Below are 25,607 nucleotides of genomic sequence, written 5' to 3'. Positions count from 1 at the left end.
GGCGACAAGGGGAGCTGGATCAGCCGGCGCTGATCGGGGTGGCGAACACGAAGAGCGCCATGAAGGCCAGGTTGATGAAGTACGCCGCCTCGACCAGACCGACGGTGATGAAGAACGGGGTGAAGAGACGACCCTGTGCCTCCGGCTGGCGAGCGATACCGGCGATGAGCTGGCTACCGGCCAGACCGTTACCGATACCGGCACCAACGGCGCCACCGGCCATGATCAGGCCGCCACCGATGAGTGCGCCGAGGCCAATGTAAGGATCCATTGTGATATTTCCCTTTCGGTTGCTGACATCTGGTGTGCCAGGTCTTCGGCTGCGACGGCAGGCGCCGACGCAGGTCGGTCATGTGTGATTGTGGGTCGCGGCCGGGTGGCCACGAGGTGCCCTCGCGGGCGGGTCAGTGGTCCTCGGTCTCCATCGACTGGGAGAAGTAGAGGATCGTCAGCAGGGCGAAGATGAATGCCTGGATCAGACCCACGAAGAGCTCGAAGGACTTCCAGATCGCATTCGGCGCCCACATGATGTACGGCGGGAACAGCGCGATCAGGGCGACCATCATGCTGCCGGCGAAGACGTTGCCGAAGAGTCGGAGCGACAGCGAGATCGGCTTGGTGAACTCCTCGATGATGTTGATCGGCGCGAGGAATGCCACGTGGCCCTTGACGATGCGCAGCGGGTGGCCCAGCAGACCACGGGCCCGGAAGCCGGCGATCTGGTACCAGATGAAGACGAAGACCGCGAGCGCGTAGGCGAAGTTCACGTCCGCTGCGGGCGGCTTGAGGATCTCGTGATGGCCGACCTGGACCGGGAGGATCGACAGCCAGTTCGAGATCAGGATGAAGGTGAACAGCGAGACCGCCAGCGGAAGGACGTAAGGCGCGACCTTCATGCCGATGGCGCTCTCGACCTGCTGACGCATCTGGATCGTCACGGCCTCCCAGAACAGCTGGACGCCGGAGGGGACGCCGGTCGAGGTGACCTTGGACTTCAGATAGAAAGCCAGCAGGAGCATGATCAGCGCCGCGATGCACGTGGCGATGATGGTCTCGAGGTTGAAGGTCAGCCCGAAAAGCTCGAACTTGGTGTAATGCCCCACCTGAATGGCTGGTTCGCCATCCTCTGCAGCAAGGTAGAAGGCGGTCGTCATGGTTGGCTACGAAGTCCTTTCATCACCGGAATGACCGTGTTCAGCACCAAGACCACCTGGCCGATGGCGAGTCCGAACATCGCGCCCAACCCGTCGGGTTGGACCAGAAACGCCGCCAGCAGCGCGAGTACCGTGATGGCACCCAGGCGCATGGCGGAGTTGAGAGCAAGTGCGGTCTTGCGGGGGTTCAGCTCGGCGGTGACCGTGTCGACAGCACGCTTCACGAGCAGTGCGTTGACGAGGATTGCCGCGACTCCGAGCAGGAAGAACACTGCGAAGAGCGGATGCCCGACGAGAATCGAGACCACCGCGACCACCAGAGTGATGCCGCCGGCGATGATCGCCGGACGACGAAGGCCGGTCGGCGCCTGCGGATAGACGGGAGCCGAATCAGGGGCAGATGTGGCCATGTCCCTCTCCTCAGCTCTCAGATCCGTACCGACGGCGCGGGGCACCCATGAGCAGGCAGCAGCCCAGAGGCTGCTCAGCTCGTCCGGTGTGACCCTACCAACACCCTCCCAGGTGGATCACCGGGGGGTATGCGTCGCGGTGGGCCGACCGTCCGTGGAGTCCGGACAGTCCCCTTTCCCGCGACTACTACGGCTGATAGTACACGGTCTTATGGTTCCCTTACCAATGGGTCGTTCTCCCACCCTCGGACCCCGGATCATCGCACTGACCAGCACCGAGCCGGGAATCAGGCGGAGCGGTCGGCCAACCCGCGGGTGCGGAACTCGGCGAGCCGGCGCGCCAGCCGCGGCGCCATCGTCGCCAGCAGGGCGACGACGAGGCCCGCGGCGAAGACCGGCGCGACGACCGACAGCGGGAAGAGGGTGCTCGCCGCCGCCGAGAACGCCAGCACACCCACCCAGAGATAGATGATGAGCGCGACCCGCCGTTGCGAATGCCCCAGCTCGAGCAGGCGGTGGTGCAGGTGCATCTTGTCCGGCGTGTAGAAGCCGACTCCCGCCCTGGTCCGCCGGATCACGGCCAGCAGCATGTCGAGCATCGGGATGAAGACGACGGCCGCGACGAGGATGAGCGGCGACAGCAGGGTGAAGAGGTCGGCCGGCCCGTAGGCGTTGACCGCGATGCGGCCCGAGGCGCTCGTCGACGCCGCGGCGAGCATCAGGCCGATGAGCATCGCGCCGGAATCCCCCATGAAGATGCGGGCCGGGGAGAAGTTGTGCGGCAGGAAGCCGAGGCACGCGCCGGCGAGGGCCACCGAGATGAGCGCCGGCGGGTAGTAACTGACGTCGCCACCCTGGTCGCGGAGCAGACCGAGCGAGAACATGCAGATCGCCGACGCCGCGATGAGGCCGAGTCCCGCGGCGAGACCGTCGAGGCCGTCGACGAAGTTGATCGCGTTGATCGTGGCCACCGTGATCGCCACGGTGAGCAGACCCGCCTGCAACGGGTCGAGCACGACGGTTCCGATGTCGGCGAAGGGAACCGGTAGCTGTATCCAGCTGATCCCCAGCAGCACGAGGACCCCGGCGGCGGTGAGTTGCCCGACGAACTTCGTCAGCGCGTCGAGGCCCCATCGGTCGTCGACGACGCCGACCAGGACGATCACGGTTCCGGCGGCGATCACCGCGGTCATGTCGGTGGTATAGGCGAAGCCCCGGTTGAGCGCCGGGAGGTTCGCGGCGAGCGCGATGCCGGCCACCACCCCGCCGAACATGCCGAGACCGCCGAGCCGCGGGGTCGGGATGACGTGCACGTCCCGCACGCGCGGCACGGCGACGGCGCCCGCCTTGATGGCGAAGACGCGGACCGCGGACGTCAGCAGGTAGGTCATCGCGGCGGCGGTCAGCCCGACGAGCAGGAGCTCGCGCAGCGGCACACCCGCCCCTCCCCCGTCGGTGGCGGCGGCGAGCAGCAGGCCGGGGCCGTTCATCGGCTCACCACCCCGCGGGCTCGGGATCCCGCACACTCTGACGCTGACACCCGGACAACGCTACCCGGTTGTGAGAAGGGAGATCTCACGGTGGATCCGATCGTGTTCGGCGTGGTCGGGCGTCGACATCGCGGCGACCATGGCGTCGGCCAGCGCGGGTATCCGGTCCGTGGTCAGGCCGAGCGCGGCGGGCACGGGCGTCCCGATGCGGATGGCCGAGCCCTCGTTGACGGGGCGGGTCTCGAAGGGCAGGACGGCCTTGTCCACGACGATCCCGGCGCGGGACAGGCGATGCTGGGCGTCGACCCCGGAGATGCCGAGCGTCGAGACGTCGACGACCGCCTGGTGGGTGTCGGTGCCGCCGGAGACGACCCGCAGGCCGCGGACGGCGAGTTCGGCCGACAGGTCCTGCGCCAGTTCGACCGTCGTCCGCACGTAGGCGGCGAAGTCCTCGGTCGCGCTCTCGGCGAAGGCGACCGCCTTGGCGGCGACGGCGTGCATCGACGGTCCGCCCTGCGTGAACGGATGCACGGCCTTGCGCAGCACCCGCTCGTATTCGGCGCGGGCCAGGATGACGCCGCCGCGCGGCCCGCGGAAGACCTTGTTGGTGGAGAAGGTGACCACGTCGGCGTACGGCACGGGCGAGGGCAGCGTTCCGGCCGCGGCGTGCCCGGCGAGGTGCGCCGCGTCGACGAGCAGGATGCACGCGGCCTCGTCGGCGATCTGCCGCAGCAGGGGGTAGTCGAACGATCGGGAGTAGGAGGTGGCCCCGACCACCAGCAGGCGCGGCCGGTGGACCAGCGCGAGTTCTCGGACCTGGTCGTAGTCGACGAGCTCGTCGTCGGCGCGCAGGGCGTAGTGCAACGGGGTGAACCAGCGCCCGGAGAAATTGGCCCGGGACCCGTGGGTCTGGTGTCCGCCCTGGTCGAGTCGCAGCGCGAGCACCGGGTCGCCGGGCTGCGCGAACGCCGCGAACACAGCGAGATTGGCCGCGGTGCCCGACAGCGGCTGCACGTTGGCGTAGCCCGCGCCGAACAACTCGCGGGCACGGGCGACCGCGAGCTCCTCGAGTTCGTCGACGACCCCGCACCCACCGTGGAATCGCGAACCCGGTTGTCCCTCAGCGTATTTCGCGTCGAAGACCGACGCCATCGCCGCACGGACCCCGGGAGTGGGTTCGGTCTCGCTCGCGATCAGTTGCAGCGACGACGCGCGACGTCGCACCTCCCGCGCGATGAGCGCGTCGACGCGGCGATCGCCGGTCGTGGCCTCGCCGGTTCCCATCGTCTCCCCCGTCATGCTCGTCCCCGCCGCACTCGCGTGCCGTCTGCGGCCTCGACGCGCCCGGTCATGACCCCGGGAGCAGCGACGACGGATCGACGTCGAGCACCTCGGCGATCTCGGCGGTCGTGATGGCGCCCTCGCGGAGGATCCGCGGCTCGCCGCCGGAGACGTCGACGATCGTGGAGGGCCGGGCGATCGAGGCGGGGCCGCCGTCGAGATAGACCGCGACCTCGTCGCCGAGCTGCTCCTGCGCCTCCTCGACGGTGGTCGCCGGCGGACGGCCGGAGACGTTCGCGCTCGAGACCGCCATCGGCCCCACCTCGCGCAGCACCTCGATCGCCACCGGGTGCAGCGGCATGCGCAACATCACGGTGCCGTCGGTGTCGCCGAGGTCCCATGCCAGCGAGGGCGCCTGGCGGACCACCAGGCTCAGCCCGCCCGGCCAGAACGCCTCGATGAGGTCGCGGGCGGCCTGTGGAACCGACAACACCAGTCCGTCGATCGTGTGCCAGGAGCCGACGAGGACGGGCACCGGCATGTCACGACCGCGGTGCTTGGCCGCGAGCAGAGCCCCGACGGCGTCGGAATCGAAGGCATCGCAACCGATGCCGTAGAGCGTGTCGGTGGGGATGACCACCAGGCGTCCGCCCTTCGCCGCCCCGACGGCCGCCCGGATTCCCGCCGAACGGCTCTGCGGATCGTTGCAGTCGAAAACTGTGCTCACCCGTCCATCCTTTCATGTGGGAGGACCGCGACCGAGACACGTCGGGGGCACGTCGCGCGATCACGCCGCGGTGTGCGGGTCGAACGGCTGTCAGCGGACGCGACGTGCGGTGACGAAGCGCGGACGCCCCGCGAGGTCCCGCCGGGCCGTCACCTCGTCGAAGGCGCCGTGGGCCAGCAGGCAGTCGACGACCGCCTCCGAGGTGGTGTCGTCGTGCTCGATGCCCACCTGTCCCCCGACCTCGAGCATCGACGCGACCACCGGGACCAACCCGAGGATGACCGACATCCCGTCGTCCCCGCCGTAGACGGCGCGCGCGGGGTCGTGGGCCACCTCGGCCGACACCTCGGCATCCAGGGGCACATAGGGAGGGTTGGTGACGACGAGCGAAACACTGCCGTCGGGGATCGCCGATCCGATCCGGGCCGGGTCGGTGGCGTCGGCGGCGAGCACCCGCACCCGCTCGCGGACCTCGTCCGGGGCGCCGGAGACGTTGCGGCGCAACCAGACCAACGCGTCGTCGTCGATCTCGACCGCGGTGACCCGCACCGACGGCGCCATCGTCGCCAGTCCCAGGGCGAGCGCGCCGCTGCCGCTGCACAGGTCGACCGCCCGGGCGCCCTGCGGCAGCGAACCCGCCACCCCGACGGCCCATTCCAGGAGCAACTCGGTCTCCGGGCGCGGGATGAACACGCCGGGGCCGACGGCCAGTTCGAGCGGCCCGAACGCAGCGGTCCCGACGATGTGCTGCAGGGGCGTGCGACGTGCACGCTGTTCGACCGCCTCCCGAAACGCCCGCACCTCGGGGTCGGCGATGGTGTCGACGACCACCAGGCGCCCCGGATCGCAGCCGAGCACGTGGGCCATCAGCCACTCGGCGTCGCGTCGCGCCGAATCGACGCCGGACTCGGCGAGCCGTGCCGCGGCGGCGCGGATCTCGTCGGCCACCCGGGCCGGCTCACCCGACATCGCCGCCTATTCGGCTTCCATGCGGGCCTGGCGGTCGGCCGCCGACAGCGCGTCGAGCAGGGCGTCCATGTCGCCGGCGAGGACCGCGTCGAGGTTGTTGGCCTTGTACCCGATGCGGTGATCGGTGATGCGGTTCTCGGGGAAGTTGTAGGTGCGGATGCGCTCGGAGCGGTCCACCGTGCGGATCTGCGCGGCACGCCCCTCGGCGGCCGCGGCCTCGGCCTCCTCCTCGGCGGCCGCCTGCAGACGCGCGGCGAGAACCTGCATGGCACGGGCCTTGTTCTGCAGCTGCGACCGCTCGTTCTGGCACGTCACGACGATGCCGGTGGGCAGGTGGGTGATGCGGACCGCCGAGTCGGTGGTGTTGACACCCTGGCCGCCCTTGCCGGACGAGCGATAGACGTCGATGCGCAGGTCGGACTCGTCGATGGAGACCTCGGCGATCTCCTCGGGTTCCGGGTAGATCAGCACGCCCGCGGCGGAGGTGTGGATGCGGCCCTGCGACTCGGTGACCGGCACGCGCTGGACGCGGTGGACGCCGCCCTCGAACTTCAGGCGCGACCACACGCCGTCGCGGGAGGGCTCGCGGGCCTTGATGGAGAACGTCGCCTCCTTGTAGCCGCCGAGATCGGACTCGGTGATGCCGAGGACCTCGGTCTTCCAGCCGCGCCGTTCGCAGTACTTCAGGTACATCCGGGCGAGATCGGAGGCGAACAACGCCGACTCCTCGCCGCCGGCGCCGGACTTGATCTCGAGGACCACGTCGTCGGCGTCGTGCGGGTCGCGCGGGGCCAGCAGGTCGGTCAGCGCGGCGTCGAGCTCGTCGACCTTCTCCTCGAGGGCCGGGATCTCCGAGGCGAACGAGGGATCGTCGGCGGCGAGCTCGCGAGCGGCCTCGAGATCTTCGCGGGCCGCCGTGAGCTTCTTGTAGGTCGCCATGATCGGCGCCAGTTCGGCAAAGCGCTTGCCCACCCGGCGGGCGGCCGCCGGGTCGTCGTGCAGCGAGGGGTCGGAGAGCTGACGTTCGAGACCGGCGTGCTCGGCCAGGATGTCATCGATGGCCGACGGACTCTGCGTACTCACTGCGAACCTCACTTGCGAAGAAGGAATCCGGTGGGAGAAGAACCTGCACGACCACTGTGCGCCTTTCCCGGCCGGGATGGGGGAAGCCGACCAAACACAAACGACGCCCGTCCCGACTGGTGCGTCGGGCGGGCGTCGTCGTGGGGCCTACTTGGAGCGCTTGCCGTAGCGCTTCTCGAACCGGGCGACGCGGCCGCCGGTGTCGAGGATCTTCTGCTTGCCGGTGTAGAACGGGTGGCACTGCGAGCAGACCTCGACGTTGATCCGGCCGTTGGCAGCGGTGCTGCGGGTCTCGAAGGTGTTGCCGCAACCGCAGACGACGGTGGTCGCCTGGTACTCGGGGTGGATTCCCTGCTTCATGTCTGGTGTCCCTTTCTGTGGTCGCCGGGTCACCGTCGCCTCTCGACGGTGTGAACCGGAACCGGACTCGACCGCTCAGTATGCCACGTGGGGTTTCGGGCACGGAAATCGCCGATACCCACCCGTCGAGCGGTCGCAGAGAGCACAACAGCGTGACCGCCGTGCGCATTCCCGCCGGTGGCCTCGAGTCCGATTCGCGGCGTTCTCCCTGCAGAACAGCGGGAAAGATCACACCGAAACGGCTGGTGAGAGCTTCTCGACCCCGAGTACCGTGGCCTTGCCTCCCCAACGAAGACGAAGGGTTTGCTGCATGTACGACGCCTCGACCGGCTCCGGACTGTCCCTGGACATCTCCCCGATCGACCCGTCTGGCAGCACCACCGCCGCACCGGAACGTCGCCGGACCCGCCCGGCCCGCTCCCCGTGGAACCGGCGCAATCCCTATCCCGCGACGGTCGTCGCCAACACCGTCATGTCGGGACCCGGGTCGGCCAAGGAGGTCCGCCACGTCGAGATCTCCCTCGGCGACAGCGGGATCACCTACGAGCCGGGAGACGGCATCGGCATCGCCCCCGTCAACGACCCCGCGCTCGTCGACCTCGTCATCGAGCGACTCGGCGCCACCGGCGAGGAGATCATCGCCGACCGCAAGGCCACCTACACCCTCCGCGAGGCGCTGACCACCCGTTACGAGATCGGGACGCCGTCGAAGTTCCTCGCGCGGGCCGTCGCCGAGCGGACCGGCCACCCCGAGCTGACGCGCCTGATCGAGGCCGGCGATCCACAGGCGCTCGACGCCTGGCTCTCCGCGCGTGACGTCCTGGACCTGCTGAACCTCGACACGGGCCCGACCTTCACCCCCGAGGAACTCCTCGAGGAGCTGAGTCCGCTCGCCCACCGCGAGTACTCGATCTCGTCGAGCCCCGCCGTCCACGACGGTCGCGTGCACATCACCATGGCCACGGTGCGGTACGACTTCGACGGCCGCGAGCGCGGCGGGGTGTGCTCGACCCACATCGCCGATCGATGCGCCCCCGGTGACACGGTCAACGTCTTCATCACGCCCAACAAGTCGTTCCGCCTGCCCGACGACGACGTCGCGATCATCATGATCGGCCCGGGCACCGGCATCGCCCCGTTCCGCGGCTTCCTCCACCACCGCGCCGCGTCCGGATCGACCGGGCAGAACTGGCTGTTCTTCGGCGACCAGCACCGCGACACCGACTACCTCTACGCCGACGAACTCGACAGCTTCGTCACCGACGGCCTGCTCGACCGCCTCGACCTGGCGTTCTCCCGCGACCAGGAGCACAAGATCTACGTCCAGGACCGCATGCGCGAGAACGGCGCCGACCTGTTCGGGTGGCTCGAGGCCGGAGCTCACCTCTACGTGTGCGGCGATGCCACCACCATGGCCGGCGACGTCGACGCCGCCCTCCACGAGATCGTCGCCGAACACGGCGACCTCGGCCCGGACGGCGCCCGCGACTACGTCGAGGCGCTCCGCTCCGCGGGCCGCTACCAGCGCGACGTCTACTGATCCGCTGCCGCCCGTGGACCATCCTGCCGAGCACCTGCCGTCGACCTGCGACCTCGAAACCCTGCTCCGGACACCGGGTTTCGGCAATTCCCGGGTGGTCCACGACATCGGCGCGGTGGCGTCGCGACTCCACACGCTCGGCGGGGTCGTGGGCGTCACGGTGGCCGGCCCGGTCGTGATGAACGTCGTTGGCGCTCATGCCACCCCGGCCTGGATCGGCGGCCCCCTGCGCATCGGCCGCGACGAGATCGTCGTCCGGCTCAATCCGTCCCGGCTCTCGTCGGTGTTGCTCACCGATCCCGCCGCGAACGTGCCGCCGACGCTGCGACTCTTCGATTCGGACGGCAACACCTCGCACGCGATCTATCTGACCGACGACTCCGACCGCAGTGCTTTCGACTCACTCGTCGCCGGCCGACCCGGCTTCGACGGGATCGCTTCTGCCCCAGCCTCTTCCGCAACGGACGGATTCGACTCGGACACCGGCGACCGGGTCCGCGCCGCGTTCGCGATCCACGCCGGCGACCCCGGTCCGGGTCGGATCGGCCCGGAACACACCGGCCCCGACGATCAGGTCGGCATGTTCGACTCGATCCTCGCCGACGGCGGACTCGACCGCCGGCGTGCGCTGACGGGCGGGCAGATCCGGTCTGCGGTACGAGTGGACACTCGCCGCGTCGTCGCGGCGCTCGAGCACGCCGCCCTGCTGGGTATGTCCGTCACCGTCGCCACCTCGGCACGCGGCTGCATGCAGATGCGCCAGGGCCGTCTCGACGGCGCGCGCGGACACCGCGGCCAGGTGGTGCTGGCGTCCGGCAGGTCACGGGTCATGGTCAACGTCAACCATGTCTCCGAGTGCTGGGTGACCTCGTCGCAGGGCGCCTGGGGCCCGACCGCGGCCGTGGAACTCTACGACCGCGACGATCGCTGCTGTCTGGTCCTCACGAGCACCGGACCCGTGGCCCGCACCGTGTACGACGCCTGGGAGCAGCTCGCGGGGGATCTGGCGGGCTGACGAGGTCGTGGGGCAGGGCACCGCGTGCTGCATGCCTCTCGCGCCTGCTCCTGACCGACCCGCTACCCCTCCCCTGCGTCGTGCATCGCGTTCTCTCCGGTACGCCGACGGCCCCGTCCCGCGAAAGCGGAACGGGGCCGTCGTCACACGACTCGTGGGACTCAGTCGTCCCCGCCGGCTCCCGGGGCGGTCTTCTGGACCGACATCAGGAACTCGACGTTCGTCTTGGTCTTCTTGAGCTGGCTGATGAGCAGGTCGATGGCCTGCTGGGAGTCCAGCCCGGACAGGAGTCGCCGCAACTTGTGCACGATGGCGAACTCGTCCGGCGAGAGCAACAGCTCATCCTTGCGGGTGCCCGACGGATTGACGTCGACCGCCGGGAAGACACGACGCTCGGCGATCTTGCGATCGAGCTTGAGCTCGGCGTTGCCGGTGCCCTTGAACTCCTCGAAGATGACCGTGTCGCCGGTGGAACCGGTCTCGACCATCGCCGTGGCGATGATGGTCAGCGATCCGCCGTTCTCGATGTTGCGCGCCGCGCCGAGGAAGCGCTTCGGCGGGTAGAGCGCGGTCGAATCGACGCCGCCGGAGAGGATCCGGCCCGACGCCGGGGAGGCGTTGTTGTAGGCGCGGCCCAGGCGGGTGATCGAGTCGAGCAGGACGACGACGTCCTTGCCGCTCTCGACGAGTCGCTTCGCACGCTCGATGGCCAGCTCGGCGACCGAGGTGTGGTCTGACGGCGGGCGGTCGAAGGTCGAGGCGATGACCTCGCCCTTCACCGAGCGCTGCATGTCGGTGACCTCTTCCGGACGCTCGTCGACGAGGACGACCATCAGGTGGCATTCCGGGTTGTTCACCGCGATCGCGTTCGCGATGTCCTGCAGGATCGTCGTCTTACCGGCCTTCGGCGGCGAGACGATGAGCGCGCGCTGCCCCTTGCCGATGGGCATGATCAGGTCGATCACGCGGGTCGACAGCCGCTCCGGAGTGGTCTCGAGCCGCAGCCGCTCGTTGGGGTAGAGCGGGGTGAGCTTGTTGAACTCGGGCCGCCGCTTGGCGGCCTCCACGTCGCCGCCGTTGACGGTGTCGATCCGCACCAGCGGGTTGAACTTCTGGCGCTGGTTCTGCTGCTCGCCCTCGCGCGGCACCTTGACCGCGCCGGTGATCGCGTCACCGCGGCGCAGCCCGTACTTGCGGACCATGTTCATCGACACGTAGACGTCGTTCGGGCCCGCGAGGTATCCGCTGGTCCGGACGAATGCGTAGTTGTCGAGGACGTCGAGGATGCCGGCAACGGGCTGCAGGACGTCGTCCTCGGAGACCTGCGGCTCGTTCTGGCTGTCGCGGTCACGTCCACGACGGCGCTCGCGGAACCGGCGTCCGCGGCGGCGGCCGTTGCCGCCCTCGCCGTCGTCGTCGCGGTTGTCGCGGTTCTGGCCGCCCTCGCGGTTGCCGCCGTCACGGTTCTGGTTGTCGCGGTTCTGGTTCCGGTTGCGGCGATTGCGCTGCTCGCCGTTGTCCGCGTCGCCCTTGGCCTCGCCCTTGTCTTCAGCGCCCTTGTCCCCGGCGGCCTTTTCCTCGGCGCCCTTGCCCTCGGGGGTCTTGTCGCCGGTGGCCTCGCCCTTGTCGGTCTTGGCGTTGTCGGCCTCGTTCTTGTCGGCGCCACCCTTGGCCTCACCGGATGCCTCGTCGGCCTCGTTCTTCGCGGCACCGCCGCGCCGACGCGAACCACGGCCGGCCTCGGAGGTCTCGGCAGCGGTTGGCTGGGAGTCCTCCGTCGACGCGGCCTCGGCGCCCTGGCCGCGGGACTCGGCCTTGGCCTCGGCCGACTCGCTCTTGGCGTCGGCCTTCGCGCCGGCGCCACCGGCGGCCTGGCGCTCCTTGATCGCGGCGATCAGGTCGCCCTTACGCATGCCGGACGTGCCCTTGATGCCGAGTTCACCGGCCACGGTCCGCAGTTCGCTGAGCACCATGCCCGAGAGTCCGGTGCGTGCGCGCGAGCGGGTCTTGGTGGCCGTCTGCCCCGACTCGGGGCCGGCCGAGCCCGCGGATTCCTGCTCGGCAGGTGCGGTGATCAGGTCCGTATCGGTCACGGAAGTCCTTTCGTTCCTCCCACAGACGAGAGCTGTGTGAGGTCTACATATCCCTGCTGTGTACGCGAGGGAGTCCGTCCGCGTTGGACGGATGGGGGTGAACGGTCAGAGATGATGTTCGGGTCCCGCGGCGAGCGTGCTCGGGAGCCACCCGCGCTTCGGCACCGTCGACAGAGACCACGACCCCGGCCGGATGCGACCGGTTCCCCGATCGGTGATGGATGAGAAGCACGGCAGGACAAGCCCGCGCGGCTAGACCAGAATATGTTAACCCCGTTCGCATGATAGGGGCAACACGCCGAAAGTGCCAAATGAGGACACAGATCGGAGGTCGTGGTCCGTGGTGGGCTCCCCGGAGCCGGGGCGTCGCACTGCGGAGACGACGCGGTGCGGGCACCGCCGAGCACGTCGGTGCGGACACCGCCGAACACCCTGTTCCCAACGCATGTCGCCGTACCGCGTATTCCCCGTCTGCTCCCGCTCCAAACGTGCGCAGGCGAGCCGCCCGGGTCGGTACGCCCGACGGTCAGCCCGCGGTGATGTCGACGCCGCCGGCGATGGCCACCGAGCGGGTCTCGAAGCCGTGGCCCTGGGCGAGGACGCGGATGTCGGCGGGCACCGGTGCGGTCCCCAGCACGAGCACGGTGGGGCCGGCGCCGGAGACGGTCGCCGCATGGCCGCGGGCGCGCAGTTCGGCGACCAGGGTGCTGGTCGGGAGCATTGCCGACGCCCGGTACGGCTGGTGCAGGCGATCGGCGGAGGCCGCCATCAGGTTGCTCGGATCGGAGGTCAGCGCCACGACGGCGAGCGCTGCCCGGCTGAGGTTGAAGATCGCGTCCTCGCGGGGGACGGAGTCCGGCAGCAGACCGCGGGTGAACGAGGTCGACGACTCGGTGTCGGGGACGAACACGGTCGCGCAGACATCGGGGTGCACGGCCAGGCGGTGCGCATGGTAGGAGTCCACCCCGTCCGCGGACTCCGTCCAGGTGACCACCGCGGACCCGAGCACGCTCGCGGCCGCGTTGTCGGGATGTCCCTCGAACTCGCCGGACAGCTGCACGAGCTCGGCATCGGACAGGCCGGCGCCGAAACCGGCCGCCCGGACGAGGCCGGAGGCGGCGGCGAGTCCCGACACCGCCGCGGCGGCCGACGACCCCAGGCCCCGTGAGTGCGGGATCGTGTTGACGCAGCGCAGTTTCAGGCCGGGCGCGGAGACACCCGCGTGGGCGAGGCCGCGCCGGAGGGCCCGCACGACGAGATGGGAATCGTCCCGCGGCACGTTCGCCGAACCCTCCCCCTCGACGTCGAGGACGACGCCGGAGTCGATGGTCTCGACGATGACCTCGTCGTAGATACCCAGCGCGATGCCCAGGCAGTCGAATCCCGGTCCCAGGTTGGCACTCGAGGCCGGGACGCGGACGCGGGTGGACACCCCCACGGGGAGCTGTCGAGGCGCCACCCCGGGGCGGGCCATCTCATCGGGCTGCGTCATCTCACCGGTTCTCGTCATCTCGCCGGGTTCGGTCATCTCACCAGAGGTCATCTCGCCGGGCACCTCCTCAGCCGACCCCGAGCGCCTTGGCGACCGCGACCGGATCGACCGGGACGGCCTCGACCTCGGGGATCCCGGCGAGCGCGGTGTCGGGATCCTTCAGACCGTTGCCGGTCACCGTACATACGACCGTCGACCCGGCCTCGATCCAGCCGTCCGCGCGGGCCGCGAGGAGACCGGCGACGCTGGCCGCCGACGCGGGCTCGACGAACACACCCTCCTTGCCGGCGACGAGGCGGTAGGCCTCGAGCAGCTTCTCGTCGGTCGCCGCGCGGAACTGGCCGTTCGACTGCTCCTTGGCGGCGACGGCCTGGTTCCAGCTGGCCGGCGAGCCGATGCGGATGGCGGTGGCGATGGTCTCGGGGTCCTTCACCGGCGCGCCGTTGACCAGCGGCGCGGCACCGGCTGCCTGCACGCCGAGCATGCGCGGCAGCGACGAGGAGACGCCGTCGGCGTGGTACTCGGTGTAGCCCTTCCAGTACGCGGTGATGTTGCCGGCGTTGCCGACCGGCAGCGCGTGCACGTCGGGGGCGCGTCCGAGGACGTCGACGATCTCGAAGGCGGCGGTCTTCTGTCCCTCGATGCGGGCCGGGTTGACCGAGTTCACCAGCTCGATCTCACCGAACTCCGCGGTCGCCTTGCGGGCGAGCTCGAGGCAGTCGTCGAAGTTGCCCTGGACCTGGATGATCTTGGCGCCGTGCATGACCGCCTGGGCGAGCTTGCCCATCGCGATCTTGCCCTGCGGGATGAGCACCGCGCAGGTGATGCCCGCGCGGGTGGCGTAGGCGGCGGCCGAGGCCGAGGTGTTGCCGGTGGACGCGCACAGCACGGCGGTCTTGCCATTGTTGACCGCGTTGCTCACGGCCATGGTCATGCCGCGGTCCTTGAACGAGCCGGTCGGGTTGAGACCCTCGACCTTCAGGTAGACCTCACAGTCGGTCAGCGACGACAGATGCGGCGCGCTGATCAGCGGGGTGCCGCCCTCGAGGAGGGTCACCACCTTCCAGTCGTCGGCGACGGGCAGCCGCGAACGGTATGCCTCGATCAGGCCGGGCCACGCGCGGTGCACGGGCGCAGAAGTCGCTTCAGTCATCGGTACCTTCCAATCGCAACACACTCGACACCTTGATGACGGCGTCCATGTCTTCCAGCGCCGCAACGCAATCCGACTGCGCCCGGTCGGGGGCCCGGTGCGTCACGACGATCAGGCGGGCATCGTCGCCCGCGCCTTCCTGGCGCACCGCGGCGATGCTCACCGAGCGCTTCGTGAACTCACCGGCGACCTGCGCGAGCACGCCCGGTCGGTCGGAGACGCGCATCGAGATGTAGTAGCGGGTGGGTACGTCGTCGATCGGGGCGATCGGCAACGAGGCGTAGGTGGACTCCAGCGGTCCGCGTCCGCCGTGGACGCGGTTGCGCGCGGCCATCACCAGGTCGCCGAGCACGGCCGACCCGGTCGGAGCACCGCCGGCGCCCTGGCCGTAGAACATCAGGCGGCCCGCGTTCTCGGCCTCCACGACGACGGCGTTGAACGCGCCGTTCACGCTGGCCAGCGGGTGGCTCAGCGGGATGAGCGCGGGGTACACACGCGCGGAGATCCGCTGTCCGCCGTGCTCGTCGCGAACCCGCTCGCAGATCGACAGCAGCTTGATGGTGCAGTCGAACTTCTTGGCCGCGACGAGGTCGTCGGAGGTCACCGCGGTGATGCCCTCGCGGTAGACGTCGGCGGCGGTGACGCGGGAGTGGAACGCGATCGAGGCGAGGATCGCGGCCTTCGCCGCGGCGTCGTAGCCCTCGACGTCGGCGGTGGGATCGGCCTCGGCGTATCCGAGTCGTCCCGCCTCGGCGAGGGTCTCGGAGTAGCCGGCCCCGGTCTCGTCCATCGCCGAGAGGATGAAGTTGGTCGTGCCGTTGACGATTCCGGCGACCCGCTCGACGGTGTCACCGGCGAGCGACTGCATGAGCGGCCGGATCACCGGGATCGCACCGGCGACGGCGGCCTCGAAGTACAGGTCGACCTTCGCCTCGGCGGCCGCGGTGGCGAGTTCGCCGGTGTACTCGGCGAGCAGCGCCTTGTTGGCGGTCACGACGGACTTGCCGTTCTCGAGTGCGGTGCGGATGAGCGCGCGGGCGGGGTCGATGCCGCCCATGAGCTCGACGACGATGTCGACGTCGTCGCGGGCCACCAGCGCCGCCGGATCGTCGGTCAGCAGCTCCTGGCCGATCTTGCGCGGCCGGCTCAGGTCCCGCACGGCGACGCCGCGCAGCTCCAGGGGCGCGCCGACGCGCGAACGCAGGTCGTCGGCGCTCTCGGTGATGATGCGCACCACCTCCGCACCGACGTTGCCCATCCCGAGTACCGCCACCCCGATGGGTCGCACGGCGTTCACCTCGCTTGTCTCGCTTGTGTTCTGATCTGTTCCGCTCACGAGCTCACCTCCAGGCCGAGGAAGTCGTCGATGGTCTCGCGCCGCAGCAACAGGCGTGCCCGGCCGTCGGCGACCGCCACCACCGGGGGACGCATGGTCATGTTGTAGCGGCTCGACATCGAGTAGCAGTAGGCGCCGGTCGCGGCCACGGCGATGAGGTCGCCGGGTGCCAGATCCTCCGGCAGCCAGCAGTCCTTGATGACGATGTCGCCGCTCTCGCAATGCTTTCCGACGACGCGGCAGACGACTGCCGACGCGGTGGAGACCCGGGAGACCAGCCGGACGTCGTACTCGGCCTGGTACAGCACGGTCCGGATGTTGTCGCTCATGCCACCGTCGACGGAGACGTAGCGGCGCACCGCCCCGCCGCCGAGCGCGACGTCCTTGATGGTGCCGACGCGATACAGCGTGATGGTGCCCGGTCCGGCGATCGCGCGGCCGGGTTCGACGGCGATGGTCGGCATCGGCAGGCCCACGGCCTCCGACTCGCGGCGCACGATGGCGGCCAGGGTCTCGGCGACCTTGTCCACAGGCAGCGGATCTTCCTCTGGGAGGTACGAGATGCCAAGTCCCCCACCGAGATCCACGATCGACATCTGAGAGGTCTTCTCGACGCCGAACTCCGCCACCACGTCGTGGAGCAGGCCCAGCACGCGATGGGCGGCGAGCTCGAAGCCGTCCATGTCGAAGATCTGCGATCCGATGTGGCTGTGCAGGCCGACGAGACGCAGGTTGTCGGTGGCGAACACGCGGCGGATGGCGTCCATCGCCACCCCGCCCGCCAGTGCGAAGCCGAACTTCTGGTCCTCGTGCGCGGTCGAGATGAACTCGTGGGTGTGCGCCTCGACGCCGACGGTCACCCGGACGAGCACATCGGTGACCACTCCCCGCTCGCGCGAGATCGCGTCGAGCCGTTCGATCTCCACCATCGAGTCGAGGACGACGTGACCGATCTTCGCGTCGACCGCGGCGGCCAGTTCCTCGACGCTCTTGTTGTTGCCGTGCATGGCGATCCGCTCGGGCGGGAAGCCGGCCCGCAACGCGATGGCGAGTTCGCCGCCGCTGCACACGTCCAGCGACAACCCCTCCTCGGCGACCCAGCGCGCGACCTCGCTGCACAGGAACGCCTTCGACGCGTAGTGGACCCGGCCGTACGGCCCGAATGCGGCCATCATGTCGCGGCAGCGCGACCGGAAGTCGGCCTCGTCGATGATGAACGCGGGCGTGCCGAACTCCTCGGCGAGCTCGCCGACACCGACCCCGGCGATGCGGAGCTCACCGGAATCGTCGCGGGCGGCGTTGCGCGGCCAGACCTTCGCCGGGATCTCGGCGAGAACCGCCGGATCGTTGGGCCGCTGCGCGAGATGCGGAGCGGCGAGCAGTTCGGCGTGCCGGGGGCCGGCCGGGTGCGCGCTCACATCTGCTCCGGAGCGCTGACGCCGACGAGTGCCAGCCCGTTGGCCAGCACCTGCCGGGTGGCCTCGCACAGGGCGAGACGTGCGCGGTGGATGTCGGCGACCTCCTCGTCGCCCTGCGGCAACACACGGCACTTCGCGTAGAAGCGGTGGTAGGTGCCGGCGAGCGCCTCGAGGTAGCGGCACACGCGGTGCGGCTCGCGCAGGGCGGCCGCGGTCGACACGACCTCGTCGAAGTCGCCGAGGGTGCGGATCAGCTCGCCCTCGGCCGGATCGTCGAGCAGGTCGAGGTGGTCCAGCGACGACACGACGCCGAGGTCGGCGGCGTTGCGGGCCAGCGCCGACATCCGGGCGTGCGCGTACTGCACGTAGTAGACCGGGTTGTCGTTGGACTGCTTGGTGAGCAGGTCCAGGTCGATGTCGATGTTGATGTCGACCGACGAGCGGATCAGCGAGTACCGCGCGGCGTCGACGCCCACCGCGTCGACCAGGTCGTCGAGGGTGACCACGTTGCCCGCGCGCTTGGACATGCGCACCGGCTTGCCGTCCTTGACGAGGTTGACCATCTGGCCGATGAGCACCTCGACGCTGTCCGGGTCGTCCCCGAGGGCCGCGGCGGCGGCCTTGAGCCGGCTGATGTAGCCGTGGTGGTCGGCGCCGAGCATGTAGATGCACAGGTTGAAGCCGCGGTTGCGCTTGTCGCGGTAGTAGGCGATGTCACCGGCGATGTAGGCGGCGTTGCCGTCGCTCTTGATGACGACGCGGTCCTTGTCATCGCCGAAGTTGGTCGACCGCAGCCACCAGGCGCCGTCCTTCTCGTACAGGTTGCCGTTGGCCTTGAGCTCGTCGATGCACCGGTCGACGAGCCCGGTCTCGAACATCTTGTTCTCATGCGTGTAGACGTCGAAGTCGGTGCCGAACTCGTGGAGGCTCTCCTTGATGTGCGTGAACATCAGCTCGACGCCGATCGAGCGGAAGGTCTCGACGCGCTCGTCCTCAGGCAGCTCCAGCACGCCGGGGGCCTGCTCGACGACCTTGGCCGCGATCTCGTTGATGTAGGCGCCGGCGTAGCCGTCCTCGGGGACCGGGTTGCCCAGCGCCGCGGCCTCCAGCGAGCGTGCGAAGCGGTTGATCTGCTCGCCGTGGTCGTTGAAGTAGTACTCGCGGGTGACGTCGGCGCCGCGTGCGGCGAGGACGCGGCCCAGCGCGTCGCCGACCGCGGCCCAGCGGGTGCCGCCGAGGTGGATCGGGCCGGTCGGGTTCGCCGAGACGAACTCCAGGTTGATGATCGAGCCGGCGAGCTCCTCGCCGCGGCCGTAGCCGTCGCCCTGCGCGAGCACGGTCGCGACGACGGTGTTCTGCGCGGCGGCGCCGAGCCAGATGTTGACGAATCCCGGACCGGCGACGTCGGTCTTCGCGATGCCCTCGGCGGCGGCGAAGGCCTCGGCCAGCCAGCCGGCGAGCTCGCGGGGAGCCACGCCGAGTCGCTTGCCGAGCTGCAGGGCGATGTTGGTGGAATAGTCGCCGTGGTCGGCGTGACGCGGGCGCTCGACGGTGATGGAGTCGGGCACCAGGGTCTCGTCCAGTCCATGGTCGCGAACCACGGTCAGGGTCACGGCGCGCAGCAGCGCAGCGAGGTCGGCGGGAGTCACGGGACACCATCCTATTGGCCGGGCCCCTTCCACCGATAATCGCACCCTCCCTGCGCCGACGCACCGCGACTCCGCCGAACGCGCCGGGTCCATCAGTAGACTCGTCTGCGCCCGCGCGTGGACGCCGAGGATCCGCGCTCGCGTGCAGTGACCCATCGGATGAGGAAAGAAGTCAATGGCGCGCAAATCCGGGGCCAACGTCCCCAAGGCTCGTAAGAAGTCCGGGTCCGTCCCCAAGTCGGGCGGGATCGACTGGATGGTGGTCGGCTCCGTCGTCGTCGTGATCGGACTCATCGCGGGACTCGCGATCTACCTCGTCCCCAAGTTCAACGAGAAGCGCGAGAACGAGCGCGACGACATCGCGGTGGAATCGGTGTCGGAATTCATCCCGTCCCCGCAGAAGCCGGACCCGTCCGACGACATCCCCGGCGTCACCAAGATCTACTACGAGGCCGGCAAGCACGTGAACGCCACGCAGCGCGTCGCCTACGACCAGACGCCGCCGTTCGGTGGTCCGCACGACGAGATCTGGGCGACCTGCACCGGCGTCGTCTACCCGAACCCGCTGCGCCCGGAGAACGCGGTCCACGCGCTCGAGCACGGCTCGATCTGGATCACCTACAACCCGGACACCATCTCGCCGGAGGACCTCGACCACCTCAAGCGCCTCGTCCGCGGCGAGCAGTATCTGTTCCTGTCGCCCTACCCCGGCCAGGACTCGCCCGTCTCGCTGCAGAGCTGGGGCCACCAGCTGAAGCTCGACTCGGCGACCGACGAGCGGGTCAACCAGTTCATCACCGCGCTGCGCCGCAACACGATGCCGGGCGTCTACAAGGAGAACCCGCAGGCCGCGGCATACCCGGAGACCCAGGCGACCTGTACCGCCATCCCGGGCTTCGACCCGTCCAACCCGCCGCCCGCCGACGAGGGCGAGCCGGGTCCCGACGCGGTCCCGATGGACGGCGGCGGCGACAACCCGATGCCGGCCGGCAACTGATCGCCCGCGAGAAGGACTTCCGATGAGCGAGACACCCGAGGGCACCGCACCCGCCACCGAACCCGCCCCCGCGCCGCGGCGTCGCACCGCGCTGCTGGCACTCGCTGGGGTCGCGATCCTGCTGGTCGGCGTCGGACTCGGCCTGCTGATCCAGGCGAGCCTGGACGACGACAAGAGCGATGCCGAGACCCCCGGCCCGGCGGCGGTCGGATTCGCGCAGGACATGATCCGGCACCACGAGCAGGGTGTGGAGATGGCGGCCATCGAGCTCGAGCACGGCACCGACCCGCAGGTGCGCAGCATGGCCTTCGACATCCTGACCACACAGTCCAACGAGATCGGCCAGATGCAGTCGTGGCTGGTCCGCTGGGGCAAGCCGATCAACAACCCCGGCGAGCCGATGGACTGGATGGGTCACGGCTCCGCCGACTCCTCCGGTGAGGACCACGGCGATCACGGCGCAGGCGGCCACGTCGACCACGGCTCGACACCGTCGAACGCCGACGCCGAACAGCCCGCGATGCCCGGCATGGCGACGTCGGCCGAGATGGAGCGGTTCCGCGCGATGCGCGGGCCGGAGGTCGACACGACCTTCCTTCAGCTCATGCTGCGCCACCACGAGGGCGGGCTGCACATGATGGAGTACGCCGCGAACCCGGCCAACGTCTCCCAGCCCTATGTCCGCGAGATGGCGGCCGGGATGGAGCGCACTCAGGAGAAGGAGATCGGGATCATCAAGGCGATGCTCGCCGAGCGTGATGCTCGGCCGTTGCCGATGAACTGAGCCACCGGGCGGGTCCGTCGGCGATAGTCTGACGTCGGCGACGAAGGGATCCGAATGGTCATGGGGGTTCGGGACGCAACTCCGGCCGAAGGTGCGGGTCCGCCGCCGCGGATCTCCGTGCTCGGTCCGGTCTCCTGCGAGATCGATTACGAACCAGTGGATCTCGGGCCTGGCAGACAGCGGGCGGTCCTGGCGCGCCTCGTGGCGGGTCAGGGACGCGTGGTGTCCACGGACCGATTGATCGACGACCTGTGGAACGGCGAACCACCACCCAAGGCCCTTGCCGGACTACAGGCTTAGGCACAGCTACATCCTTCCCGACCGCCCGAAGGCAAGCCAGATCAGATGTCACCAATCCGTGCAGCAGTCCCGTTCCCCTCATCAATCACTCGCCTCACGAGATCGACTGACCGTAAGAAGGAACTGGCTCTAGAACAGACTGGACCGGTTATCGGGGACCTGCCACTCCTACTGTTCCGTCTGTGGGGCTGCTACCAGCTTCATCAGGGTGCGAGTCTCTGGCGAAGCCTGGAAGTGATTACTGCAACGACTGCGGCGACGAGGAACACTGGGATGTGAAACCATACGATCGTCCCGAAGCGAACGAGAGCGAACAGGATCCCAAACCCTTCGGCCAGCGCTATGAGGCTCACAAAGATCTGGACGATCAGCAACGCTATGCGAACGATCGGGCGCTTCTTTCGTGGTCTCACTTCTCGATGTTCATGCAGGCCCATGGAGTCCATTCTCCCCCCGTAGCGGAGTTCTTTGCCCGAGTGCAGAATGCCGTGTCAGGTTTCAGCAGTAGAGGTGTACCGGGCAGAGTCACATAGTCTCCTGTGCCCACCATGGCGATCGGGTTGATGCAACCAGGCGGCGAAACTGTTCTGGTTACCACTCGACCGGTCACCTCGGTGTACATGAACTGATGGTTCCGATTGCACACGGCGTCGCCAACGGGATGTGTGAAGTAGTAGTTACTTGAGGCGGCGTCCACCACGGATCCGCTTCCCTTCAGCACGATGCAGTTGTGGGCAAATCCGGTATTGCCAGGTGCGGACGTGCACCCGTCACCGCCTGCGGGCCGCTTAAGTGGCGCGAGAATATCGCCAATAGTCCGCGACTGGCCGGCACTCCTATCGAACACCGCGACGAGATCCTCGCCTACATGCCGTAGGGAGAACCAGCTGGAGGTCGGATAGCTGGGAGACAGTGTGAGGAGTCGTTGATTGTCGTTAGACATCAGTGAGACCCGTCCACCGCCAGGGCGTGAGGAACGAACTGGTGACAGGTTCGGTTTAGGCCGCGAGTGTGAGCGGCTCGGCTAGCTTGGCTTCGAACTCGATGGGCGTCAAGCCGCCGAGGGTGTCCTGGGCGCGCTGGCGGTGATACTTCCGCTCGATCCAAACGACGATGGCGAGTCGCAGCTCCTGCCGGGTCGCCCACCGCTGCTGGTTGAGGACGTTCGTTTGCAGCAGTGACCAGAACGACTCCATGGCCGCGTTGTCCCCCGCAGCGCCGACTCTTCCCATCGATCCGACCATGTCGTGGCGGCGCAACTCGCGGGCCATCGCGCGGCTGCGGAACTGGCTGCCCCTGTCGGCGTGCAGGATGCAGCCGGCGACCTCACCGCGGCGCGCGACAGCATTTCGGACGGCGTCTACGGCGAGTTTCGCGGTCATCCGATCTGAGATCGAGTACCCGACGATTCGGTTGGAGAACACGTCCTTGATCGCGCAGCAGTAGAGCTTGCCTTCGCTCGTCCAGTGCTCCGTGATGTCCGTGAGCCAGAGCCGGTTCGGTGCATCGGCGCGGAACACGCGCTGGACGTGGTCGTCGAACACGGGCGGCCCGGCCTTCTTCCCCTTCCCGCGTCGCCGGCGTTGCGCGGACGAGAGAATCCCCGCCTGCGAGCACAGCTTCCACGCCGTCCGCCGGCTCATCCGCCACCCCGCTCGGCGGGCCTCGTCGGCGAGGTATCGGTAGCCGAACGTCGGGTCCTCGTGGTGCGCATCATGCAGCGCGTTGATCCGATATGCGCGGAGCACGTCCGCGTCCCGGACGGGGTCGTTGCGCCACCGGTAGTAGGGCTGGCGGGCGAGCTTGAGAACCCGGCACGACACCGTCACGGGGATCCCCGCGTCGGCGAGCTCAGATACGAGCGGGTACGTCATTTTGGGGAGCCACCAAGCCGCAGGTTCGCCTGCGACAGATACGCCGCCGCACGGCGGAGGACCTCGTTCTCCTGCTCGAGCAACCGGATCCGCTTCTTCAACTCCCGCGCCTCGGCGGCGTCCGCGGCGGTCTGGCCGGGACGGTTACCGTCTTCGACGTCGGCTTGACGGAGCCAGTTCTGCAACGTCGCTTCGCTGATACCGAAGTCGGCGGCGATCTGTTTGATGGTGACGCCGCTCTCGCGGCTGCGAGCAACCGCAACGACGTCCTCGCGGAACTCTCTGGGATAGGGGCCGGGCATGATGACATCCTCCCCGTCAGCGCCTCCCGGCACTAACGATCAGTTGTCACCAGTTCGTTCCTCACGCCCATTGTCTCACAGTCATCCGGTCCGGTCTGCATCCTGTGATGATCCGAATCTCCTCGGCGCGGCCGGGTTGGTGCCGGTGATGACGCTGGCCGACCGCGCCGGCCTGTCAGAGTTGGCCCGCGAGTACTTGAGCGTGCCCACCGACAAGGGCGCCAACCCTGATCGGAAGGTTTTCTCGCTGGTCGCGGGGATGGTGGCCGGCGCGGACAGCATCGACGACATGGCGGTGTTGCGGCACGGCGCGATGGGGAAGGTGTTCGATCACCCGTATGTCCCGTCGACGTTGGGGTCGTTTCTGTGCGAGTTCCGGTTCGGGCATGTCCGTCAGATGGATGCGATCGCCACCCGCGTGTTGTCCGGCCTGCATGCCCACACCCCGGTGCTGGCCGGGATCGATGGGCCGGTGATGGTCGATATCGATGACTCGATCATCGAAGTCCACGGCCCGGCCAAACAAGGTGCCGGGTTCGGCTACACCCGGGTGCGTGGGCTGAACTCGGCTATCACTACCCTCACCTGTGGTGATGGGGCACCGGTGATCGCGGCTCAACGCCTCCGTAGAGGGACGTGCAGTTCCGCGCGTGGGGCTCATCGGCTGATCGCCGACACGCTGGCCAGCGTGCGGCACCTACGCAGCGCTGACGCGTCGGGACCAGTCCTGGTGCGGGCGGATTCCGCGTTCTACGGCCACCGTGCGGTCAACACCGCAATCCGGGCCGGCGCGCAGGTGTCAGTCACCGTGCGCCAAGACCCGCGCATCCGGGCGGCGATCAGCGACATTCCCGCCGAGGCGTGGACGACGATCGAGTACACCGACGCCATCTACGACCCCGACACCAAGCGGTGGGTGTCACGGGCCGAGGTCACCGAAATCGAGTTCACCGCGTTCACCTCCAAAGCCAAGCGCCTGCAGGTGCCCGGCCGGCTGGTGGTACGCCGCACCCCCGACTTCGCGCCCGAGGCAGACGGCTTGTTCGATGTGTGGCGCTTTCACGCCTTCTTCACCACCAGCGACCTCGATACCGTCACCGCCGACAAGACCCACCGCGCACACGCCATCATCGAGCAAGTCCACGCCGACCTGAAAGCCTCCGCACTGGCGCATCTGCCATCGGGGAAGTTCAACGCCAACGCCGCCTGGCTGGTCTGCGCGGTCATCGCCTTCAACCTCACCCGCGCCGCCGCCTGTCTCAGCGGGAAACGCCTGGCCAAAGCCACCACACCCACGGTCCGCCGCACCCTGATCTGCATACCCGCACGCATCGCCTCCTCAGCGCGACGCATCACCATGCACCTACCCGCCCGATGGCCGTGGGAAACCGAATGGAACCTGTTGTTCAACAACACGATCGGCCGAAAACAGTCAACCTGACCCCTAACCGCCCGGCCCAGCGGCCCCGAACCCGAAACCCAGTGAAACAAGCCGACATCACAGATCGGCAACTCCCACGCGCCCGCCACCCGGGCCAAAGGCGCTCAACACCTTTCACGACACTTCAAAAGCCGATCGGTGGATCGAGGTTCAGGTGTCGAACCTCCGCCGCGTCATCGAACCGTGGCGGCCCCCTCGGGCGCCCGCCACGGTGCTCGTCAGTGAACAACCCGGTTACGCGTTGCGGCTGCCGCGCGCCGCGGTCGACGCGTGGGCCTTCGAATCCGTCGTCACCGCGGCCGAACCCGTCGAGCCCGTGCTGCGACTGGACGATCTCGACGCTGCGCTCCGACTGTGGCGGGGCGAGCCCTACGGGGTCTTCTCCGGCGAGACCTGGGCGCAACCCGAGGTCGCGCGACTGCAGGATCTCCGGCGATCCGCGGTGGAACAGTGGGCGGCACTCGCCGTCGATCACGGGCAGGCACCACAGGTAGCGCAGATGCTGCCCGCAGAGTGCGAGGACCAGCCCACCCGCGAGGAGTTCTTCCGGCTCCTCGCGCTGGCCCAGTACCGGCTCGGGCGACAGGCGGATGCCCTCGGCACACTGCGCCGGTTGCGCTCGTTCCTCGCCGACGAGCTGGGAGTCGATCCGGCGCCTGCGATCCCTTCCCCCGGTGCGAGCGGCCTTCTCGACGCGATCCCAGTCGGACGCGCTGACATATCGGGCGACGATCGGGAA

The 25,607-nt window shown here is 68.8% G+C and carries 20 protein-coding genes and 3 pseudogenes; 7 read left to right on the top strand and 16 right to left on the bottom strand.

Features of this window, described 5'->3' with window-relative positions; translation table 11 throughout:
• Positions 1–19 precede the first annotated feature (19 nt).
• The 9 genes from E1P53_RS20250 to rpmE form a co-directional block, all read right to left on the bottom strand.
• Complete coding sequence (locus tag E1P53_RS20250) at positions 20–271, bottom strand: F0F1 ATP synthase subunit C (protein WP_006360523.1); 252 nt, start codon at positions 269–271, stop codon at positions 20–22.
• 133 nt (positions 272–404) lie between these two features.
• A complete protein-coding gene (gene atpB / locus E1P53_RS20245; RefSeq protein WP_006901320.1) occupies positions 405–1,154 on the bottom strand; it encodes a F0F1 ATP synthase subunit A in 750 nt (249 codons plus the stop codon).
• Positions 1,151–1,564: an ATP synthase subunit I gene (locus E1P53_RS20240; protein ID WP_006901319.1), complete on the bottom strand. Its 414-nt coding sequence runs from the start codon at positions 1,562–1,564 to the stop codon at positions 1,151–1,153. The genes atpB and E1P53_RS20240 overlap by 4 nt, the downstream gene beginning before the upstream one ends.
• Positions 1,565–1,851: 287 nt before the next feature.
• The gene (locus E1P53_RS20235; protein WP_131735313.1) at positions 1,852–3,054 is read right to left on the bottom strand and encodes an MraY family glycosyltransferase; all 1,203 of its coding nucleotides are present in this window, start codon (positions 3,052–3,054) and stop codon (positions 1,852–1,854) included.
• Positions 3,055–3,114: 60 nt separating this feature from the next.
• Entirely contained in the window at positions 3,115–4,338 is a 1,224-nt protein-coding gene (gene glyA / locus E1P53_RS20230) for a serine hydroxymethyltransferase (RefSeq protein WP_131735406.1), read from the bottom strand.
• 64 nt (positions 4,339–4,402) lie between these two features.
• Positions 4,403–5,062 carry an L-threonylcarbamoyladenylate synthase gene (locus E1P53_RS20225; RefSeq protein WP_131735312.1) on the bottom strand — a complete coding sequence of 220 codons (660 nt, stop codon included), beginning with the start codon at positions 5,060–5,062 and terminating at the stop codon, positions 4,403–4,405.
• A gap of 90 nt (positions 5,063–5,152) precedes the next feature.
• Positions 5,153–6,031 carry a peptide chain release factor N(5)-glutamine methyltransferase gene (gene prmC / locus E1P53_RS20220; protein ID WP_131735311.1) on the bottom strand — a complete coding sequence of 293 codons (879 nt, stop codon included), beginning with the start codon at positions 6,029–6,031 and terminating at the stop codon, positions 5,153–5,155.
• 6 nt (positions 6,032–6,037) lie between these two features.
• Complete coding sequence (gene prfA / locus E1P53_RS20215; RefSeq protein WP_006901314.1) at positions 6,038–7,114, bottom strand: peptide chain release factor 1; 1,077 nt, start codon at positions 7,112–7,114, stop codon at positions 6,038–6,040.
• A 147-nt stretch (positions 7,115–7,261) separates the two neighbouring features.
• Positions 7,262–7,474: a 50S ribosomal protein L31 gene (gene rpmE, locus E1P53_RS20210; RefSeq protein WP_006901313.1), complete on the bottom strand. Its 213-nt coding sequence runs from the start codon at positions 7,472–7,474 to the stop codon at positions 7,262–7,264.
• A gap of 310 nt (positions 7,475–7,784) precedes the next feature.
• On the opposite strand from rpmE, the gene E1P53_RS20205 reads away from it, so the two are divergent.
• Positions 7,785–9,014: a sulfite reductase subunit alpha gene (locus E1P53_RS20205; RefSeq protein ID WP_131735310.1), complete on the top strand. Its 1,230-nt coding sequence runs from the start codon at positions 7,785–7,787 to the stop codon at positions 9,012–9,014.
• Between the two features lie 13 nt (positions 9,015–9,027).
• Positions 9,028–10,029, top strand: coding sequence for a ChuX/HutX family heme-like substrate-binding protein (locus E1P53_RS20200; protein WP_131735309.1), 1,002 nt, complete (start codon positions 9,028–9,030; stop codon positions 10,027–10,029).
• Positions 10,030–10,190: 161 nt separating this feature from the next.
• On the opposite strand, the gene rho is transcribed toward E1P53_RS20200, so the two are convergent.
• The 6 genes from rho to argS all read right to left on the bottom strand — a co-directional run bounded on the left by rho (position 10,191) and on the right by argS (position 19,170).
• On the bottom strand, positions 10,191–12,122 hold the full coding sequence (gene rho / locus E1P53_RS20195; RefSeq protein ID WP_131735308.1) for a transcription termination factor Rho: 1,932 nt from the start codon (positions 12,120–12,122) through the stop codon (positions 10,191–10,193).
• Positions 12,123–12,648: 526 nt separating this feature from the next.
• Complete coding sequence (thrB, locus tag E1P53_RS20190; RefSeq protein WP_244941243.1) at positions 12,649–13,614, bottom strand: homoserine kinase; 966 nt, start codon at positions 13,612–13,614, stop codon at positions 12,649–12,651.
• 67 nt (positions 13,615–13,681) lie between these two features.
• The gene (thrC, locus tag E1P53_RS20185; protein ID WP_006901307.1) at positions 13,682–14,767 is read right to left on the bottom strand and encodes a threonine synthase; all 1,086 of its coding nucleotides are present in this window, start codon (positions 14,765–14,767) and stop codon (positions 13,682–13,684) included.
• Positions 14,760–16,103, bottom strand: a complete 1,344-nt coding sequence (locus tag E1P53_RS20180; RefSeq protein WP_131735307.1) for a homoserine dehydrogenase — start codon at positions 16,101–16,103, stop codon at positions 14,760–14,762. The genes thrC and E1P53_RS20180 overlap by 8 nt, the downstream gene beginning before the upstream one ends.
• A complete protein-coding gene (lysA, locus tag E1P53_RS20175; protein ID WP_006901305.1) occupies positions 16,100–17,521 on the bottom strand; it encodes a diaminopimelate decarboxylase in 1,422 nt (473 codons plus the stop codon). Before lysA ends, E1P53_RS20180 begins: the two co-directional genes overlap by 4 nt.
• Positions 17,518–19,170, bottom strand: coding sequence for an arginine--tRNA ligase (gene argS / locus E1P53_RS20170; RefSeq protein ID WP_131735306.1), 1,653 nt, complete (start codon positions 19,168–19,170; stop codon positions 17,518–17,520). Before argS ends, lysA begins: the two co-directional genes overlap by 4 nt.
• A gap of 175 nt (positions 19,171–19,345) precedes the next feature.
• Here argS and E1P53_RS20165 point away from each other — a divergent pair, with 175 nt between their 5' ends.
• The 3 genes and pseudogenes from E1P53_RS20165 to E1P53_RS20905 all read left to right on the top strand — a co-directional run.
• On the top strand, positions 19,346–20,167 hold the full coding sequence (locus E1P53_RS20165; protein ID WP_006901303.1) for a thioredoxin-like domain-containing protein: 822 nt from the start codon (positions 19,346–19,348) through the stop codon (positions 20,165–20,167).
• Between the two features lie 22 nt (positions 20,168–20,189).
• Positions 20,190–20,951, top strand: coding sequence for a DUF305 domain-containing protein (locus tag E1P53_RS20160; protein WP_006901302.1), 762 nt, complete (start codon positions 20,190–20,192; stop codon positions 20,949–20,951).
• A gap of 60 nt (positions 20,952–21,011) precedes the next feature.
• Positions 21,012–21,245 (top strand): annotated as a pseudogene (locus E1P53_RS20905) (AfsR/SARP family transcriptional regulator); the annotation flags it as partial.
• 1,004 nt (positions 21,246–22,249) lie between these two features.
• Here the strand turns inward: E1P53_RS20905 and E1P53_RS20150 are convergent.
• Positions 22,250–23,427 (bottom strand): annotated as a pseudogene (locus E1P53_RS20150) (IS3 family transposase).
• A 43-nt stretch (positions 23,428–23,470) separates the two neighbouring features.
• Here E1P53_RS20150 and E1P53_RS20145 point away from each other — a divergent pair.
• A complete protein-coding gene (locus E1P53_RS20145) occupies positions 23,471–24,868 on the top strand; it encodes an IS1380 family transposase (protein WP_371831020.1) in 1,398 nt (465 codons plus the stop codon).
• Positions 24,869–25,022: 154 nt separating this feature from the next.
• Positions 25,023–25,472, top strand: a pseudogene (locus tag E1P53_RS21015) (AfsR/SARP family transcriptional regulator); the annotation flags it as partial.
• Positions 25,473–25,607: the final 135 nt, after the last annotated feature.

It is taken from the genome of Gordonia paraffinivorans, from assembly GCF_900683595.1.
In the GTDB taxonomy this organism is placed as follows: Bacteria; Actinomycetota; Actinomycetes; order Mycobacteriales; family Mycobacteriaceae; genus Gordonia; species Gordonia paraffinivorans.
Note: the sequence above shows the minus strand (reverse complement) of the source record. Positions and strands in the feature narration are given on the sequence as shown.